Here is a 17,272-nt window from a genome sequence, read left to right as displayed (position 1 = left end):
TGCTCCTTCTTTCACAAAAGAATGCAATTATGTATAAAGCTCCTCTCTGAAATCCAAACTAACACCAGGTTTGGCATTAGAAAGGAGCTTTTTGTATGTATCGTAGACTTAGCTCAGTTATGTTTCCACTTGTGACCATTCTTCTTATTGGCGCAATTTATTGGGGATACCAAGAGCATCAAGAGAAAAATTCTATTTTGATTAAAGCGGAAAATCAATACCAGCGTGCTTTTCATGATTTGACCCTGCATATAGAAAAGGTTCATGAGCAACTTGGAAATACGCTTGCGGTCAATTCTACTTCAGGAGGATATCATCGTAAGGGGTTAGTTAATGTTTGGCGATTAACTAGTCAAGCACAAAATGAAATAAGTCAGCTGCCTTTAAGTTATTTACCGTTTACAGAGGCGGAAGATTTCCTATCCCACATTTCTAATTTTGCATATAAAACGGCTGTTCGTGATTTGACGAAGCAACCATTGTCAAAGGATGAATTCAACACGTTGCAGACGCTATATACGAAATCAGATGAAATCGCTAAAGATTTGCACAACATGCAAAAGGATGTATTGTCCAATCGACTACGCTGGATGGATGTTGAATTAGCAATTGCATCAGACAAAGAAGCGGGCAGCAACGCAGTTGCTGATGGTTTGAGATCTGTTGATAAGAAGGTTGGATCATATCCTGAACTTAATTGGGGTCCATCTGTGAGCAGTATGTACGCAAAGCGTACGATCAAAATGCTAGGTGGAGAGATGGTTACGACTGAGCACATTCAAAAGAAAGCAGCAGAGTTTTTGAAGGTTGATCAATCACAGGTTAGAGTGGCTGAAAATGCAAAAGGAACGGAATACGCTTCGTATTCCGCACTTGTGAACGAAAAAGATCCAAATCAAAAGGTGCAAATGGATTTTACGCAAAAAGGCGGTCAGTTAATTTGGTATATGAAGTCGCGCGAGCTGGGTAGTCCGAAAATTGACTATGCGCAAGCGAAAGCATCGGCAGATGCATTTCTTGTAGAACATGGTTTCAAAGATATGCGTGCGATCAGCTATGACCATTACAACAACTCAGCTTCATTCACATTCGTAGGAACACAAAATGATGTGTTAATTTATCCAGAAAAACTGACTGTTAAAATCGCTTTAGATAATGGTGAGGCAGTAGGTCTGCAAGCTAATGATTTTGTTTATGAACATCATAAACGTGAGCTGAAGCAACCAACACTATCGAAAGAGGAAGCAAAAAAAGCGATCAATCCAGCAATGAATGTAACAAATGAAGAACAGGCGTTAATAATTAACGAGCTTGGCGAAGAAACATTATGTTATGAATATACGGGTCAAATCAATGGTGCGATCTACCGCATCTATATTAATGGGGATACGGGTATAGAGGAAACGATTGAAGTGATGACCAAACAAGACAAGGATGTATCAAAAAAATAAAGGGAATTTCCGACTAATATCGATATAGCTCCCCTCCAATCGACATGCTATAATGTCTGATATATGGGAGGGGAGCCATTTTGTTGCCTAAAGTTAATCAAATGCTTTATTATCAAATCGCTTCTTCTGACGAAGCAGATGCGGCAATTGAATATCGTTCACGTATTGCCGATGAAGAAGGTGGATCTCTACATATCGAATACCCTCTTAATGTTCAGACAGGACGTACAAAGCGCTTATACTTAGGTGATGAATTGTCCGTATTTTTTCTGTCGGATGAAGGGGTTAAACATTACTTTGATTCCCATGTGATTGGATTTAAAGAAGATGGCATTCGTTTAGTGAAAATTATGAAACCAGATCCAGAACGGATGACAAAAGTTCAGCGTAGAAGCTTTTTGCGAGTTCCAGCAGAATTGGAATTAGCAGTAAAAATGTCGGGTCATGTACGATTCCTCTGTTATACAGATGATATCGGCGGTGGCGGTATTTCCTTTGTTAGTGACAGTAAGTGGCCGCTACAAAGCGAACAAGTATTGGAATGTTGGCTGCTTCTACCGTTCAAAAATGGGACAGTTGAGCATGTGTCTTTTGATTCAGAGATTGTTAGAGTAAGTGTCCTTGAATCGGGACGTAAGGAAGTCATGACTAAATTTATTAGCATTAGCGATTCCGAAAGACAAAAAATTATTAGATTCTGTTTTGAAAAGCAATTGGAATATAGAAATCGCTAGTATTGAATAATTTATGAAATAAGCGGAATGCTATCCACATGTTGGGAGGGTGCATTCCTATTGCTTCGACAACTACTACATAAAAAAAGAAGTCGCAAAGAGCTGCTGAAATTGTCCGATATAGTAACGGGACTATTGCGAAAAGCAGTCATTGTCCTTTTACTACTAGCCTTTCTTACACAAATCGCAGTCCAAAATGATACGATTAGAAATTGGCTAACGAGCGCAGATCGGTGGGAAGGAACCCGCTTGAACTAGCGCTTCTCTTTTGCATCTCAGGGCATTCTGTGGTATAATTTTCACGTTCGCAGGCAATGCCTGCTTTTTCTTTGAACTTCTACACTACAATTCAAAGAGAAAGAGGCCGTCTCGATTTAAAGGGGGATGACCATACGTGGCGCAACAAGATGGTGACAGTGACCGAATTAACATTGCAATTGACGGGCCTGCAGGCGCTGGCAAAAGCACGGTTGCGAGAATGGTCGCCGGACAATTGGGTTATGTGTACATCGATACAGGTGCGATGTACAGAGCTGTAACATTAAGCGCTCAGCGCTTATCCATTACAGCTGAGCAAGACGATAACTTAGCCGAAATGCTGGAGTCACTCCAGATTAGGCTTGCGCCAGGCGAAAGTGGACAATCCATATTCGTTAATGATGAGGATGTTACAGCCCTCATTCGCTCCCGTGATGTGACAAGGCAAGTTTCTTATTTTGCTGCGAGCGGAATTGTACGTCAAGTTCTAAGCACAATGCAAAGAGAATTTGCAATCCGTAAAGGTGTTGTCATGGATGGTAGGGATATCGGAACGCATGTGCTTCCAGACGCAGAAGTTAAAGTTTTTTTAACGGCATCGGTTGAGGAGCGCGCGCTAAGAAGATATAAGGAGTTATCTGACGATAACATTATCTCGCTTAAACAGCTTGAAGCAGAAATTGCTGAAAGAGACCAATTGGACGAGCAAAGAGACATTTCTCCACTTATTAGAGCCTTGGATGCCATAGAATTGGACAGTAGCGGCATGACAATTCTCGAAGTTGTTGAGACAATTGTGAAATTAAGCCGAACCAAATTGGCGGAGGCGAAGTAAACTATGTTATACCGCATATTCCGATTTCTATTGAACACCATCTACACTTTAGTATTTCGGCTTGAAGCAAGAGGGCTGCACCATATTCCTGCAGAGGGACCAGTTATATTAGCTTCGAACCACATTAGCAATTTTGATCCGCCGACAATTGGTGTAAAGGTTCCTCGCAAAGTATATTTTATGGCGAAGGAAGAATTATTTAAGATTCCAGTGTTTGGGGCAGGTATACGCGCAGTCGGAGCATTCCCTGTAAAAAGGGGTGGAGTGAGCAAAGATGCCATCAAATCTGCTATTACGCTATTGAAATCAGGCGAGGTCATGGGCATTTTCCCTGAGGGGTCACGCAGCAATGCTGGAGCTGCCAAAAAAGGCGCAGCTATGATCGCGATCCGAAGCGGTGCGGTCATCGTTCCCGTTGCAATTGTAGGGAATTATAAACCATTCAAAAAAACGCTCGTTATTTACGGTGAACCTATTGATCTTACAGCAATTATCGAAGAATCATCATCGGAAATGCTAGAGCAAGTTACAGAAGTTACCATGATTCGAATTCGCGAACTTGCGGCACGACATGGCAATTAATTGTTTTAAATACCGGATTGGCTTTGCCAAGCGGGTTTAAATAAAGTTGGGGTATGAACTGAGGAGGTTATTTCAATGTCAGAAGAGATCAATGTGCAAGAGACTGTTGCAGAGGAAGTAAGCCAAGATGCAATGGATAATTTCGTGTCTTTGAAAAAAGGCGACTCTGTAAAGGGTACAATCGTCAAAATCGAAGATAACCAAGCTTACGTAAGCCTTGGATATAAATATGACGGTGTCATTCCACTTAATGAACTGTCTTCGGTTCAATTGGAAAACGCTGCTGCTGCAGTTGAAATCGGTCAAGAGGTTGAGCTTAAAGTAGTTAGCATCAACGACAGCAAAGAAAGTCTTGTACTTTCCAAAAAACAAGTTGACGGCGCAAAAGCTTGGGATGAGCTTCAACAACGTTTTGAAAACGGCGATGTGTTTGAAGTTGTCGTAGCAGATGTTGTAAAAGGCGGACTTGTAGCTGACGTGGGCGTACGCGGATTTATTCCTGCTTCCATGGTTGAGCGTCATTTCGTTGAAGATTTCAGCGGATACAAAGGTCGTACTCTACGCGTTAAAGTGAAAGAAATCGACGTAGAAAAACAAAAAGTTATCCTTTCTCAAAAAGAAGTATTGGATGCTGAATTCGAGCAAAGCAAGCAACAGGTTATGTCTAACCTAGTAGCTGGTCAAGAGCTTGATGGTACTGTACAACGTTTGACGCCATTCGGCGCTTTTGTTGATATCGGTGGCATTGACGGATTGGTACACGTGTCTGAGCTTTCATGGCAGCATGTTGCTCATCCAAAAGATGTTGTATCTGAAGGTCAAGCGGTTCGTGTAAAAGTACTTAAAGTTGATGCTGCAGCTGGCAAAATCAGCCTAAGTATCAAAGCAGCACAACCAGGTCCTTGGGATTCTGCTACAAGCCAATTTAACGCAGGCGATATCGTTACAGGTACAGTACGTCGTCTTGTGAAATTTGGCGCATTTGTTGAAATCGCTCCTGGCGTTGAAGGTCTTGTGCATATTTCACAAATCGCACATCGTCATATCGAAACTCCAAATGAAGTATTGCAAGAAGGTCAAGAAGTTCAAGCGAAAGTTCTTGAATTCAATGCTGCTGAAAAGCGCGTTAGCCTAAGCATCAAAGAAACAGAAGAGGCTCCAGAGCAAGCGGAACCTAAAGCAAGAACGGACCGTGCACCTCGTGCGCCACGCGCTCCTAAGATGGAAGAAATCAACAACCCTAACGTAAGCTTGAACAGCGCTAGCATGAGCTACTCGCTAGCTGAGCGTTTTGGTGACAAACTAAGCAAGTTGAAATAGTATCATTTCGTCCAAAGGCTATTCCTGTGAATCATCACAGGAATAGCCTTTTTTTGTTGGCGCATAATAGGGATACGAGAGGAGATTTGCGATGATTCCCGGCTACTTGACCGTGTTACTGATGTTGAATGTGTATATTCTATTTGCAACGGGATGGAAGTCGGTATTTGCCGCCGATATCCGAACGGATCTCTTTTTTTCGGTTACAGCTATAATGGCGTGCAGCCTCCTATTCCCCTTATGGTGGGCACCATTCAAGGATGTGCTTAATTTGAAGATTCATGGCGCTGCATGTCTTCTATTGTCAATAAGCGCAATTATTGTCTGGCGGTCGAAAGAGAGCGGCGTTCGCGGCTACTTACTGTTATGTATATTGATGCTTGCGATGATTATGGGCAGTATTAAAAGTCTATATTCGATTGAAACGATGTTTCATTGGTTTGAGTCAAGTTGGAATGCTTCGCTCATTGGAGGACTCATATGCGGCATCTTCACAACGGAAATAAAGCATCAACTTGCGATCCTTACATGGGGAGCTGCACTAGGAGAAGGGTTAGAGGCCTTTTTCCGGGAAGGTACGTACCATGTCGCTATTGGAACCCTTTCTTGGTGGGATGGATTGTTAGTAGCACTCTGTATTGCAGTTTCTTTTTCTTTGATGAAGCGAGTAGTACGAAGGGGTAAATTAAAGCTAAGTGCAGCATGGCTGCAACTGAAAGGGGGCCGTTCTTCTTGATTGTAGCTTTTATAAAAGAAAATCATCATTTGATGAGCGTTTTACTCGGGATTGGATTCGGTATTTTATCACGCTTATTAATGCTTAAGACAGATTATAGGCAATACCCTACGTACCCCCATGGGAGCATCATTCATGTTTCCCTTGGTGTAATAGCAGCTGCACTGGGTGCGGTGGCGGTCCCTGCTTTATTCAACAAAGACTATACAGCTATTACATTTCTAACTCTTGCAGCTCAGCAATTTCGAGATGTTCGGAAGATGGAACGAGATACATTGACAAAAATCGACAGCATGGAACTAGTTGGACGAGGATCAACATATATTGAAGGAATAGCGATGGTTTTTGAGGGGCGTAATTATTTGGTCATTATGACGGCTCTCCTTACAACCCTATTTGCTATCCTTCTAAATCTATGGTTCGGCGTTGCAGCTGGACTTCTTTCACTTGTCATAGTGTACAAATTAAAGTCAGGTAAATCAATCTCTCATATAGCTGAAGTTACGATATCGGATATTCGAATTGATGGACCAGACTTATTTGTGTCAGATATTTACATTATGAACGTCGGATTAAAGTCTAATCAAGCTATCATTGCAGAAAGAGGGCTTGGCTTCATCCTTACTCCCATTAATCCTAATGCGAAAGTTACTTTATGTAATTTGGGACAACGCCAAGCAATTCTTTATGATCTAGCAACTATTCTCGGTGTATATCGAGATGATGGAGAACCTGCGCTAATCCCTATGGCTAAGCTTGATATGAAGGATGGAAGGCTTGCTATATTTATTTTGCCACAAGAGCGCGATTCAACAAAAGGGAGAGATGTCATTCTGCGAGCTCCAATAATGGAATCGGCTGTTCGTATGCCAACTGAAGCACCTGTGAACAAGAAGGAGGCAGAAACTAATGGCTGAAATTGTCGCAATCGTATCGCTTCACTCTGATCAAATAGCAGGTGGTGCTCCTATTTTTTTTGTGCCGGATGAAACTAAGCTAGAGGAAACATCATTTCTTCTGGAGAAAATATTGGATGCGAGTGCACATGACCTAAAGAATGGAACAATTATTCTTGTAGACCATCGATAATATGAAAAGTTAGCCAAGATCGATCTTTTTTGCTATGATGAGTAACGTGAGAATTGTTGAAGGAGTGAAAAACCAATTATGGCAAGACCCGTTATCGCCATCGTCGGGCGTCCGAATGTGGGTAAGTCAACCATATTTAATCGTGTAGTCGGTGATCGGCTGGCAATCGTTGAGGATAAACCGGGAGTTACCCGTGACCGTTTATACGGAGTAGGGGAATGGAACGGCAAAGCATTTAGCATCATTGATACCGGTGGTATCGAAATTGATGGTGAAGATGAAATTATGAAGTCTGTACGTATGCAGGCTGAACTAGCAATTGAAGAAGCGGATGTTATCTTGTTTATGGTGGATGCCAAAACTGGATTAACTCATGCAGATGATGAAGTTGCACAGATGTTATTCCGTTCACGCAAACCGGTTGTTCTTGCGGTGAACAAAGTGGATAATGCGAATCGTATGGATGAGGTTTATGAGTTCTATGGACTCGGATTTGGACAACCAATTCCAATTTCAGGTTCTCATGGACTAGGTATCGGCGATTTGCTTGATGCTGCAACTAATCTATTGCCTGAACTTGAAGATGACGGCTATGACGAAGATGTTATTCGTGTTGCTCTTATCGGTAGACCAAATGTCGGTAAGTCATCGCTTGTGAATGCTTTACTCGGTGAAGACCGTGTTATTGTGAGTAATGTTGCTGGAACGACTCGCGACGCTATTGATACACCGTTTGAACATGACGGACAGCGTTACGTGTTGATCGATACAGCAGGTATGAGAAAACGCGGCAAAGTATATGAGTCAACAGAAAAATATAGTGTAATGCGTGCTATGAAAGCGATAGAACGTGCAGATGTTGTACTCGTGCTTATTAATGGCGAAGAAGGCATCATTGAGCAGGACAAGCATATTGCTGGTTATGCTCATGAAGCAGGTAAAGCATCTATTTTCACAGTGAACAAGTGGGATGTCGTTGACAAGGATGAAAAGACGATGAGCCACTTTACGAAAAGTATTCGTGATCATTTCTTATTCATGACTTATGCACCAGTCGTTTATTTATCTGCATTGACTAAACAGCGCTTACATAAGCTGCTGCCTGTCATTAACCATGTTTCTGAGCAGCATGCATTACGTATTCAGACTCATTTGCTTAATGATGTTGTATCGGATGCGGTTGCATTTAATCCTCCGCCATCAGATAAAGGGAAACGTCTGCGCATTAATTACGTGACACAGGTTGCTACTAAGCCACCTACGATCGTATGTTTTGTTAACGATCCAGATCTAATGCATTTTTCATATGAAAGATACCTGGAGAACAAAATTCGCGCAGCGTTTGATTTTGAAGGTACACCTTTAAGAATCTTTACAAGGCGCAAATCCGACGAGGACTAGGGGAGAAGAAGCTTGGTAGGGGATATTATCGCGGTTGTTCTTTGTTATTTGATCGGATCAATATCATTCAGCATTGTCATTGCCAAATGGGTGAAGGGAATAGATATCCGGCAGCACGGAAGCGGCAATGCTGGTGCTACCAATACTCTTCGTATATTAGGCAAGGGGCCCGGAATAGTAGTTTTCCTATTGGATATTGCCAAAGGTATTGCGGCAATCTATGTAGGGCATGTGCTTAGCAACAATGAATGGATACCCGTATTATGTGGAATTGCAGTCATAATAGGACATAATTGGCCGATCTGGTTCCGTTTTAAAGGTGGCAAGGGGATTGCTACCGCTGTAGGCGTTCTTGCATCACTCGCATTAGTTCCAGCATTATGTGCCGGAATTGTAGCAATTGGTTGTATTGTACTGACTCGATATGTGTCTTTAGGATCATTATTGTTTGCGGCGTTTACGCCAATTTTTATCATTTTGTTTGATTATTCGTTGCCCTTGCTTAGTGGAGCATTAGTCATTTGTGCTTTCGCATTCATTCGTCATAAGACTAATATTGTAAAGCTGATTCAAGGAACGGAGAACAAGCTAGGTGCCAAGAAGGGAGCGTAACGTCTCATGAGCGAAAATAATACATTGCATGGTCGCCGTGCTGCTGTGCTGGTTGCAGGGAGCTGGGGAACTGCTCTTGCGTCTGTTTTAGCCAGCAATGGTTATATCGTCAACTTATGGACTCGAAGTGCAGAACAAGCAGCAGATATCAATACGAACAGACAGAATAAAAAGTTTTTGCCAGGTAGTGAACTTTCACCATCTATAATTGCAACGACAAATATGGAGGACGCTCTAAGCGATGTAGAGTTAGCGCTATTTGTAGCTCCTTCAAGTGCGATGCGTCAAGTCGCAAAACAAGCGGCACCATTCCTAGCTTCTGAAACACTTGTTGTACATGCAACAAAAGGATTTGAAGCTGATACACTTAAACGTATGTCAATTGTCCTATCTGAAGAGCTTAGTCGTCCGTTATCGTCAATCGTAGTATTGTCGGGTCCAAGCCATGCTGAAGAAGTTATCAATAAGCTGCCAACAACAGTTGTTGTAGCTTCGGAGCAACAAGAAGCTGCAGAAAAAGCTCAAGATGCGCTTATGAACAATGCTTTCCGAGTTTATACGAATGGTGATGTCGTTGGGGCAGAAGTTGCCGGAGCAATCAAAAATATTATCGCTCTAGGAGCAGGTTTAAGTGATGGGCTTCAATTTGGAGACAATGCTAAAGCGGCGCTACTTACTCGCGGATTAGCGGAAATCGGTCGTTTAGGTGCTGCGATGGGAGCCAATCCGCTTACTTTTGCAGGTTTAGCTGGCGTTGGCGACTTAGTTGTAACATGTACAAGTCAACATAGCCGCAACTGGCGTGCAGGATATATGCTTGCAGATGGAACACCGCTTGACAATGTTTTGGAGAAGATGGGCATGGTTGTTGAAGGTGTTCGTACGACGAGAGCAGCTTATGAGCTCGCAAAGCAATACGATGTCGAGATGCCTATTACTAGTCAGCTCTATGAAGTATTGTTTCAAGGAAAAACACCAAAAGTGGCTGTTGAACATCTTATGGGCAGATTAAAAACCCATGAAATCGAAATTATTGGATAAGGTCAAGCGCCTACACCAAACGTTTGCCCTCTTCATATGATGCATTGAGCTCATAGGTTGAGGAGGGTGAACGATTTGTCAAAAGATATTCCTAAAGATGTTCTTGGCGCAATTAACAAAAAAACAGGCAAAAACATTACTGAAAACTCAGTTAAGAAATTGGCGAGCGGCGTTGATGCCAAAACCCTGCAAAATGAAGTTGAGCTTCGCAAGTTAATTAAGCAGGTATCAGATATGGCGAAAATAAAAGTGCCGGAATCGACCGTCAATGATATTGTTAAAGCTGTTAAATCGAGCGGGATGAGCCCGTCGAGTATGGAGACTTTAGTTAAAATGATGATGAAAAAGTAATTTTTTTCGACAAAAGCATGCGAAGCTCCCCATGGAGTGCGTCTTAAGGCGCTAATTCGCTATTATGCTTTTGTCCTTTTTTTTGGCTGGTGCTATAATAGTTGAGAACTTATAACGTTATAGATTAGGAGAATGGTACTTCGATGGACGCGATGACGAAGATGTGGGTCTCTTTTCTTGGCATTGGCTTAATGGCGATAGCTGCCTTTTTGATCACATTTGCTAGGTTAAAAACAAAAGGCATTTTAAAATTTGTATTGTCTTTTATTGCATTTGTATTATTGATTTTCGGATTTATTTACGGAGTATTCTCCATCATTTAATGAAAAGTTACATATACTAAATGAAATGGTTAAAGGAGATTTCTACAACAATGATTGAGCTTAAAGGCAGAACTAAAGTAGCTATTGTCGAAACGGAAGCAGGACTATCTATTCTGGATCATGCTATTAAGCATAATATTGACTGGAGCTATTCTTGCGCTAGAGGAACTTGTGCTCGTTGTCGTTGCCTTATAACAGAAGGCGGCGAATTTCTGGAAGGCATTACTGACGAAGAATGGGATCGTCTAGAGCCTGAGGAGTTTGAGGAAGGGTACCGTCTTGGTTGCCAAGCCATTATCAAGGAGGACGCAGGAAACATATCTGCAGCTAACAAAACCTATTTCTAACGTAAAGGGGTGCCGGCATGAGAGAGGACTCAACTATAAGAGCAGCGCTGGCGTCTATTATTGAAGCAGCAGGCAGCGATAGATGGATGCTTGGTGGAAGCGCAGGATTGCTACTGCGAGGAATCGGATTGCCATCTGGGCCGCGTGATATCGATTTGTATTGTGATGATGCTGACATTCCCTTTGTTCACCATGCGTTGCAACAATACGCTATTGATGAACCCGAAATTAGCGTCACCGATATTTATCGTTCGACGCTTAGTCATTATCTAATCGAGAATTATCGTGTAGAACTAGTTGGAGGTTTTCAAATTACGGCTCATGGCTGTCTATATCGAACGGAAGTAAATAGGGTTCTCAGACGTTATGGCTTGTCCCTTGATGTTGGGAACATTGAAATGAAGCGAGTGGTACATATCGTGCCTCTAGCCCATGAGTTGTGGTTCAATGCGCTTAGAAACAGAGTTGACCGGGTGCAACTGATCTCGAGTGCGATTAGGATAGCTCCTGGGAAGCATGAAGCGGCATTTGCCCTTATTGAAGAAAGTAACAACTTCCCCAAAAACACAATTAATCATGTACATTCATGGATAGATGATCAGAAGGAAGGTGAGCTGGAATGGACGTTGAAGTATTCTTCTGGCCATCCGGTCGGTCAGTCAGAGTAAGACGAGGTACAACTATTCTAGATGCATCTAGAAAGGCTGGTATATCCATTAAGACTCGTTGCGGCGGTAAGGCAGCTTGTTTTATGTGCAAAGTCATCGTTAGACCAGAAAGTGAGCTTCTTCCTATTGGTGATGAAGAACGACGCAAACTTGCTGGCATGGAAGAAAAAAATATACGATTGTCATGCCAAACAAGAGTTTCAGGTAAAACGGATGTTGAGTTGTTACCAGATCCGCTTCAATCTGCGGTAGCTAAAGCGTTGGCAAGACAAAAGGAACAAGATGATGAGTTATGGTAAGGGAATGGAGGATTATGAATGAATACAAAATATAAGCATGGAGCTAATCGGTTGTTGCGTTTTACGGCAACGATGATAGCAATCATGCTTTTCATACTGCCATTAACGGGATGCCTATACCCAAAAGAAAACTTAAAGCAAAACGTTGCTCCCAAGGAAGCGATTCGAAACGTGCAAGGGGCAATTGATCAGTATTATAGTGACTTGAAACTGTTGCCGATATTGAACAGTGGTCAGGATGTGCCTAAGTATGAGAAATTTAGAATCGATTTCCCAAAGCTTCAAAGTAAAAATTATATGAGTTCGCCTCCAACTGCTGCTTTTGAAAACGGTGGAAATTATTATTTTATTATTATCGATGAAGATACAAAACCTCGTGTAAAGCTAATGGATATCGTCAGTTTCCAAAAGATGAATGATATTCAGAACTGGGTTAAGCTACATATTCAAGATGGTGGGGTGCTTCCGAAAAAGGATGCGATGTACCCTGGTTTCTATGAGATTGACTATGCAATGATGAATCAAAAGGCACCTACTATAAGTAGTGTTTTCTCTGGACAAACGTTGCGAGCACTTATCGATGACAATGGTGTTGTTTATACTGACTATGGAATTGATATCATGCAACTGATTCAAAAGAATGGCACTGTTAACGAAGATGAAAATTTCGATCTTAGAAGTTTGCTCGTTGATTCATCTGATTTTGTTCCTGTAAAAGCACCTATCTATAAGCTTATTAATGGTGAACCGGTTGCTGTTCATTCGTAATAGGACAAATATTCGATCCTTCCCTGCATCTTTGGGAAGGATTTTTTCTTTTTTATATGTTTTTTTGATTTCGATAGTCATAGTCAGAACGATATTCTCATATATTTCAATCTTGGAAGGGAAGTTGGATTAACCGGAAAAAAAGTTTTCACAAATTGAATCGTCATATTTGGACAGTCTGAACATAAGATGTTACTAGTCCAAAAAGTATGTACGAGTTGCGTCGCTGGCCTGCCCTTTTGTCCGGTGGATGGCGGCGAACCGGAAAATCAATTGGGAGGGGATATTCAGTGGAGAAAGTAGACATTTTCAAGGATATAGCCGAACGTACCGGCGGGGATATTTACCTCGGCGTAGTTGGGGCGGTCCGAACTGGCAAATCAACGTTTATTAAACGGTTTATGGAGACTGTTGTACTCCCAAACATCGCTAATGAAGCAGAACGCATAAGAGCCGTAGATGAGCTTCCTCAAAGCGCGGCAGGCAAAACCATTATGACGACTGAGCCGAAGTTTGTACCAAATCAAGCGGTCCAGCTCAAAGTTGCAGAAGGGCTTGAAGTGAATGTTAGATTAGTCGATTGTGTTGGTTATGCGGTTGAAGGTGCCAAAGGTTATGAGGATGAAAATGGTCCTCGTATGATAACGACTCCATGGTTTGATGAGCCAATTCCATTCCAAGAAGCAGCTGAGATTGGCACACGTAAAGTTATTCAAGAACATTCTACACTTGGTGTAGTTGTCACAACTGATGGTTCAATTGCAGAAATTCCTAGAAGCTCGTATGTTGTTGCTGAAGAACGTGTCATTGACGAGTTGAAGCAGGTAGGCAAACCATTTGTACTCATCATTAACTCTACTCGTCCACGCAGTGACGAAGCTCAGCAACTTAGAAGTGAATTACAAGCGAAGTATGATATCCCAGTTATCACCTTGAGTGTTGCAACGATGGGTGAAGAAGAAGTAATATCTGTTCTACGCGAGGTGCTGTACGAGTTTCCTGTGCATGAAGTAAACGTAAATCTTCCAAGCTGGGTAATGGTTCTAAATGATAATCACTGGTTGCGCAGCAATTATGAAAACTCCGTCCGTGATACGGTTAAAGATATTCGCCGTCTAAGAGATGTGGAACGAGTTGTTACGCAGTTTATGGATTATGATTTTATTGCTCGGGCCGGGTTAAGTGGCATGAATATGGGGCAGGGCGTAGCTGAAATCGATTTGTATGCGCCGGATGAGTTATATGACCGAATCTTAATGGAGGTCGTAGGCGTCGAAATAAGAGGCAAGGATCATCTGCTCCAGCTCATGCAAGAGTTTTCCCATGCTAAGCGTGAATATGATCGATTCGCAGAAGCGCTCGAAATGGTGAAAACGACTGGTTATGGAATTGCGGCTCCTTCGCTTGCTGAGATGGCGCTTGATGAGCCTGAGCTAATACGTCAAGGCTCAAGGTTTGGCGTTCGACTAAAAGCAACAGCACCATCCATTCATATGATTCGTGTAGACGTCGAGTCAGAATTTGCTCCGATTATCGGAACAGAAAAGCAAAGCGAAGAGCTCGTGCGATACTTAATGCAAGATTTCGAAAATGATCCGATCAAAATATGGGAGTCAGACATATTTGGCAGATCACTTCATTCCATCGTAAGAGAAGGCATTCAAGGAAAAATAGCTATGATGCCGGACAATGCTCGTTATAAACTGCAAGAAACACTTGGCAGAATTATAAACGAAGGCTCAGGTGGTTTAATCGCGATAATATTGTAATTAATAGCTCGATTGTATGGTAAATGCCGCCTCGTAATGAACGAGGCGGTATTTTTGTTAGTTTTCACCAGCAGTAGACTTGAAATTGAGATTACACTGTATTACTATAGGTTTGTTCGGTCAAAAGGTATATATTTGAAGTTTTCAGTTAATAAGATGGATATGATGAGAATTAAGCTAATGCTTACGAAGTAAGTTTTGCTTCGCAAAACTAAGCCTATGCTTACGAAGTAAGTTTTGCTTCGCAAAACTTTTAAGGAGGTGAAACCATGAATAAAACTGATTTGATCACAAAAGTTGCTGAATTAACGGAATTGTCTAAGAAGGATGCGACAAAAGCAGTTGATGCTGTTTTTGAAGCAATCTCCGATGCATTGCAAAGCGGTGATAAAGTACAGCTAGTTGGCTTCGGAAACTTTGAAGTTCGCGAGCGTCAAGCTCGTAAAGGCCGCAATCCTCAAACTGGCGAGGAGATTGATATCGCTGCTAGCAAGATGCCGGCATTTAAACCAGGCAAATCTCTTAAGGACCTTGTATCCAATTAACGTATATGTTTAGGTGAGACGCTCGAACGCATTTTTGTTTGAGCGTCTTTCTTTTCTCTCGAAAATAGAGACTAGTCATTGCACTATATAGCGACTTCCACTATAATTCACATGGATGACTTTGAACGACAAATGCGGAGGGATCACCATGGAGCCTACGGTTGGCGATTATATTGTAGTGAAAGCAAAGGATCAAGGTGTTCAGGTAATCGGACTGACACGTGGTCAGGATACACGATTTCATCATACAGAGAAGCTCGATAAAAACGAAGTTTTAATCTGTCAGTTTACTGACCACACCTCTGCAATCAAAATTAGAGGTAAAGCGATCGTTATGACGAAATATGGTACCGTAGAAACGGATCAGTAATGATTGTACATGAAGCAGGCGATGCCTGCTTTTTTGTTGTGTTTATAGATTCATACTGGAACAACCTCAGCAATATTGCACAAGCTGAATAATTGTCCATGCAATCTCGTACAATGTTGAATAAGCCATTGATAGTATGAGTCTAGTTTGGATTGAACAAACTTAAAGTATGGCAAGTTCTCATTCGTAGTAGCATGGAGGTGCAGCAATGCGAGTCAGGAAATCAATTGTGACGGCTTACGCGTTAACATTAGTCATCACAATAGGTTTGGTATGGGTAATAGGCACTTTATCGAAGAATGAGGAAGAGCGTAACAATATCGTTGTATTTAAAAGTAGTTCAATCGATCATCTTACTACCTCGAATCTGGTTGATGTTTTACTCGCAATTCCATTTAAAGAAAAGATCGGACATGTCGAGTGGAGTAATTCAAGGCTGTCGCTTGAACTGTTAGTAGCTGCAGATGGCGGTAGACCAGAAACTTGGTTCAATGATGTTAAGAAGCTAATAAACGTTTCGTTCGTCCAGCTAGATAACGTCAATAGGCTACTTGTACGGATAGTTGAGAGAGATGAAGATGGAAAAAGACTTCTTGCAGCAATTGATGTGAGGCAATCGGATGAATGGCTCGTTAGAGAATTGAAAACTCTTGATTATGCGAATCCAGCCTATGATGAGACTTGGCGAAAGCGTCTTCGACTTAGCTTTACGAAGGCTTGGATGACGCGGTTTGGCAATGCTCAAGGCTACTCGGCGCAATCTTCACACATGCAATAATGCCTTTGGGGCGAAACGGTGAACATAAAATCGGATTCGTATTCTCTGATCCGAAGTTGTGATATAATAGTTTAGATTATTGAGCGGCAAACCCTGCTACTTACGTTCGGAGGCTTTTACCATGACAACATACCGCATTACAGAATTGACACAACAATATGCGAAACATGATATGATACATACGCACACGGAACTTCCTCCAATAGCAGGTCCTAGATTACGAATGTTATATGCATTTCTGAATCAACAACCGACGTTGAGTAAGCATAGTGAGCTATATACACTCGTTATTTCACTCGTTCAGCTTGGGATGGATACACATGATCTTATTGATACGGAGACGGCAAGGCGCTCAGAAAAAGAGATGCGTTCAAGGCAGCTTAACGTGCTGGCTGGGGACTTTTTCAGTGCTCGTTTCTATCAACTTTTAGCTGAAGCGGGACAAATCGAGATGATTACAAAAATAAGCAACGCAGTTTGCGAAGTAAACCGACTAAAGGTGAATCTGTATATACGTATGAGGCAACTGCGATTAACAGCGGATGAATACTTCGGCTTCGCAGTTCAACTCAGGAGTGAAATGTTTGGTCAATTTTCAACATTGCTCGAAGGTACTCTCTCAAGGCTATGGCCTGAGCTACTTAATGGCGTTAGCAGATTCGAGGTTGCCCTAGATGAGATTGAGCGGAGTGAAAGCAAAGAACGTTTTGAGAAGAGCTGGACCTATTGGTATTTGCTCCAATCAGGTAACGAGGAAGAGCGTCATCGTCTGACTTCAATGCCTTTTGAGAGGGCATTTATAAGAGATATGGTAGAAAAATACGATTCTCGAAAACATTTAAATAAAAAGCTAAAGCTCGCTGTTGAAGCAATGAAGGCAGTAGCAGCAAAGCTCGAGTCGGACATATTAGTTAAAGAAATTAGCGGGATTTTGGAAAGCTTGAATAATAACATCAACAATTCCTTACCCGCCCTAAATGAAATGAGGTGAGATA

General features: G+C 41.9%; 23 protein-coding genes. All 23 read left to right on the top strand.

The features are described from left to right. The first annotated feature begins 95 nt into the window (after nucleotides 1-95). The 23 genes from ypeB to MFF31_RS19830 all read left to right on the top strand — a co-directional run bounded on the left by ypeB (nucleotide 96) and on the right by MFF31_RS19830 (nucleotide 17,268). Nucleotides 96-1,451: a germination protein YpeB gene (ypeB, locus tag MFF31_RS19940; RefSeq protein ID WP_238190331.1), complete on the top strand. Its 1,356-nt coding sequence runs from the start codon at nucleotides 96-98 to the stop codon at nucleotides 1,449-1,451. 80 nt (nucleotides 1,452-1,531) lie between these two features. Continuing rightward, complete coding sequence (locus MFF31_RS19935) at nucleotides 1,532-2,185, top strand: flagellar brake protein (protein ID WP_238190329.1); 654 nt, start codon at nucleotides 1,532-1,534, stop codon at nucleotides 2,183-2,185. Between the two features lie 60 nt (nucleotides 2,186-2,245). Next, nucleotides 2,246-2,443 carry a hypothetical protein gene (locus tag MFF31_RS19930; protein WP_238190327.1) on the top strand — a complete coding sequence of 66 codons (198 nt, stop codon included), beginning with the start codon at nucleotides 2,246-2,248 and terminating at the stop codon, nucleotides 2,441-2,443. A gap of 136 nt (nucleotides 2,444-2,579) precedes the next feature. Then, nucleotides 2,580-3,278, top strand: a complete 699-nt coding sequence (gene cmk, locus MFF31_RS19925; RefSeq protein WP_238190325.1) for a (d)CMP kinase — start codon at nucleotides 2,580-2,582, stop codon at nucleotides 3,276-3,278. 3 nt (nucleotides 3,279-3,281) lie between these two features. Then, on the top strand, nucleotides 3,282-3,860 hold the full coding sequence (locus MFF31_RS19920) for a lysophospholipid acyltransferase family protein (protein ID WP_238190323.1): 579 nt from the start codon (nucleotides 3,282-3,284) through the stop codon (nucleotides 3,858-3,860). A gap of 75 nt (nucleotides 3,861-3,935) precedes the next feature. Further along, entirely contained in the window at nucleotides 3,936-5,180 is a 1,245-nt protein-coding gene (gene rpsA / locus MFF31_RS19915; RefSeq protein ID WP_238190321.1) for a 30S ribosomal protein S1, read from the top strand. Between the two features lie 91 nt (nucleotides 5,181-5,271). Next, nucleotides 5,272-5,916 (top strand): YphA family membrane protein, encoded by a 645-nt coding sequence (locus MFF31_RS19910; RefSeq protein WP_238190319.1) that lies wholly within the window; start codon nucleotides 5,272-5,274, stop codon nucleotides 5,914-5,916. After that, a complete protein-coding gene (locus tag MFF31_RS19905; RefSeq protein WP_375541367.1) occupies nucleotides 5,916-6,833 on the top strand; it encodes a YIEGIA family protein in 918 nt (305 codons plus the stop codon). Before MFF31_RS19910 ends, MFF31_RS19905 begins: the two co-directional genes overlap by 1 nt. Next, nucleotides 6,826-7,005, top strand: coding sequence for a capping complex subunit for YIEGIA (locus tag MFF31_RS19900; RefSeq protein ID WP_238190317.1), 180 nt, complete (start codon nucleotides 6,826-6,828; stop codon nucleotides 7,003-7,005). The genes MFF31_RS19905 and MFF31_RS19900 overlap by 8 nt, the downstream gene beginning before the upstream one ends. A 78-nt stretch (nucleotides 7,006-7,083) precedes the next feature. Further along, complete coding sequence (gene der, locus MFF31_RS19895; protein WP_238190315.1) at nucleotides 7,084-8,406, top strand: ribosome biogenesis GTPase Der; 1,323 nt, start codon at nucleotides 7,084-7,086, stop codon at nucleotides 8,404-8,406. A 12-nt stretch (nucleotides 8,407-8,418) separates the two neighbouring features. Further along, a complete protein-coding gene (gene plsY, locus MFF31_RS19890; protein ID WP_238190314.1) occupies nucleotides 8,419-9,018 on the top strand; it encodes a glycerol-3-phosphate 1-O-acyltransferase PlsY in 600 nt (199 codons plus the stop codon). A 6-nt stretch (nucleotides 9,019-9,024) separates the two neighbouring features. Next, nucleotides 9,025-10,059, top strand: coding sequence for an NAD(P)H-dependent glycerol-3-phosphate dehydrogenase (locus MFF31_RS19885; RefSeq protein ID WP_238190311.1), 1,035 nt, complete (start codon nucleotides 9,025-9,027; stop codon nucleotides 10,057-10,059). A gap of 75 nt (nucleotides 10,060-10,134) precedes the next feature. After that, nucleotides 10,135-10,410 (top strand): stage VI sporulation protein F, encoded by a 276-nt coding sequence (locus MFF31_RS19880; protein WP_238190310.1) that lies wholly within the window; start codon nucleotides 10,135-10,137, stop codon nucleotides 10,408-10,410. A gap of 143 nt (nucleotides 10,411-10,553) precedes the next feature. Beyond that, nucleotides 10,554-10,733, top strand: coding sequence for a DUF2768 family protein (locus MFF31_RS19875; RefSeq protein WP_238190308.1), 180 nt, complete (start codon nucleotides 10,554-10,556; stop codon nucleotides 10,731-10,733). A 50-nt stretch (nucleotides 10,734-10,783) separates the two neighbouring features. Continuing rightward, entirely contained in the window at nucleotides 10,784-11,080 is a 297-nt protein-coding gene (locus tag MFF31_RS19870) for a 2Fe-2S iron-sulfur cluster-binding protein (RefSeq protein ID WP_238190306.1), read from the top strand. 17 nt (nucleotides 11,081-11,097) lie between these two features. After that, nucleotides 11,098-11,748, top strand: coding sequence for a nucleotidyltransferase family protein (locus tag MFF31_RS19865; protein WP_238190305.1), 651 nt, complete (start codon nucleotides 11,098-11,100; stop codon nucleotides 11,746-11,748). Continuing rightward, the gene (locus MFF31_RS19860) at nucleotides 11,700-12,047 is read left to right on the top strand and encodes a 2Fe-2S iron-sulfur cluster-binding protein (RefSeq protein ID WP_238190303.1); all 348 of its coding nucleotides are present in this window, start codon (nucleotides 11,700-11,702) and stop codon (nucleotides 12,045-12,047) included. The genes MFF31_RS19865 and MFF31_RS19860 overlap by 49 nt, the downstream gene beginning before the upstream one ends. 18 nt (nucleotides 12,048-12,065) lie before the next feature. After that, entirely contained in the window at nucleotides 12,066-12,815 is a 750-nt protein-coding gene (locus tag MFF31_RS19855) for a hypothetical protein (protein ID WP_238190301.1), read from the top strand. A gap of 290 nt (nucleotides 12,816-13,105) precedes the next feature. Beyond that, nucleotides 13,106-14,584, top strand: a complete 1,479-nt coding sequence (gene spoIVA / locus MFF31_RS19850; RefSeq protein WP_238190299.1) for a stage IV sporulation protein A — start codon at nucleotides 13,106-13,108, stop codon at nucleotides 14,582-14,584. 269 nt (nucleotides 14,585-14,853) lie between these two features. Further along, nucleotides 14,854-15,129 carry an HU family DNA-binding protein gene (locus MFF31_RS19845; protein WP_238190297.1) on the top strand — a complete coding sequence of 92 codons (276 nt, stop codon included), beginning with the start codon at nucleotides 14,854-14,856 and terminating at the stop codon, nucleotides 15,127-15,129. 148 nt (nucleotides 15,130-15,277) lie between these two features. Continuing rightward, a complete protein-coding gene (gene mtrB / locus MFF31_RS19840) occupies nucleotides 15,278-15,499 on the top strand; it encodes a trp RNA-binding attenuation protein MtrB (RefSeq protein WP_116044760.1) in 222 nt (73 codons plus the stop codon). A 208-nt stretch (nucleotides 15,500-15,707) separates the two neighbouring features. Continuing rightward, nucleotides 15,708-16,277 carry a hypothetical protein gene (locus tag MFF31_RS19835; protein ID WP_238190295.1) on the top strand — a complete coding sequence of 190 codons (570 nt, stop codon included), beginning with the start codon at nucleotides 15,708-15,710 and terminating at the stop codon, nucleotides 16,275-16,277. Nucleotides 16,278-16,398: 121 nt separating this feature from the next. Beyond that, the gene (locus MFF31_RS19830) at nucleotides 16,399-17,268 is read left to right on the top strand and encodes a heptaprenyl diphosphate synthase component 1 (RefSeq protein WP_238190293.1); all 870 of its coding nucleotides are present in this window, start codon (nucleotides 16,399-16,401) and stop codon (nucleotides 17,266-17,268) included. Nucleotides 17,269-17,272: the final 4 nt, after the last annotated feature.

Source organism: Paenibacillus sp. L3-i20, assembly GCF_022180385.2.
In the GTDB taxonomy this organism is placed as follows: domain Bacteria; phylum Bacillota; class Bacilli; order Paenibacillales; family Paenibacillaceae; genus Pristimantibacillus.
Note: the sequence above shows the minus strand (reverse complement) of the source record. Positions and strands in the feature narration are given on the sequence as shown.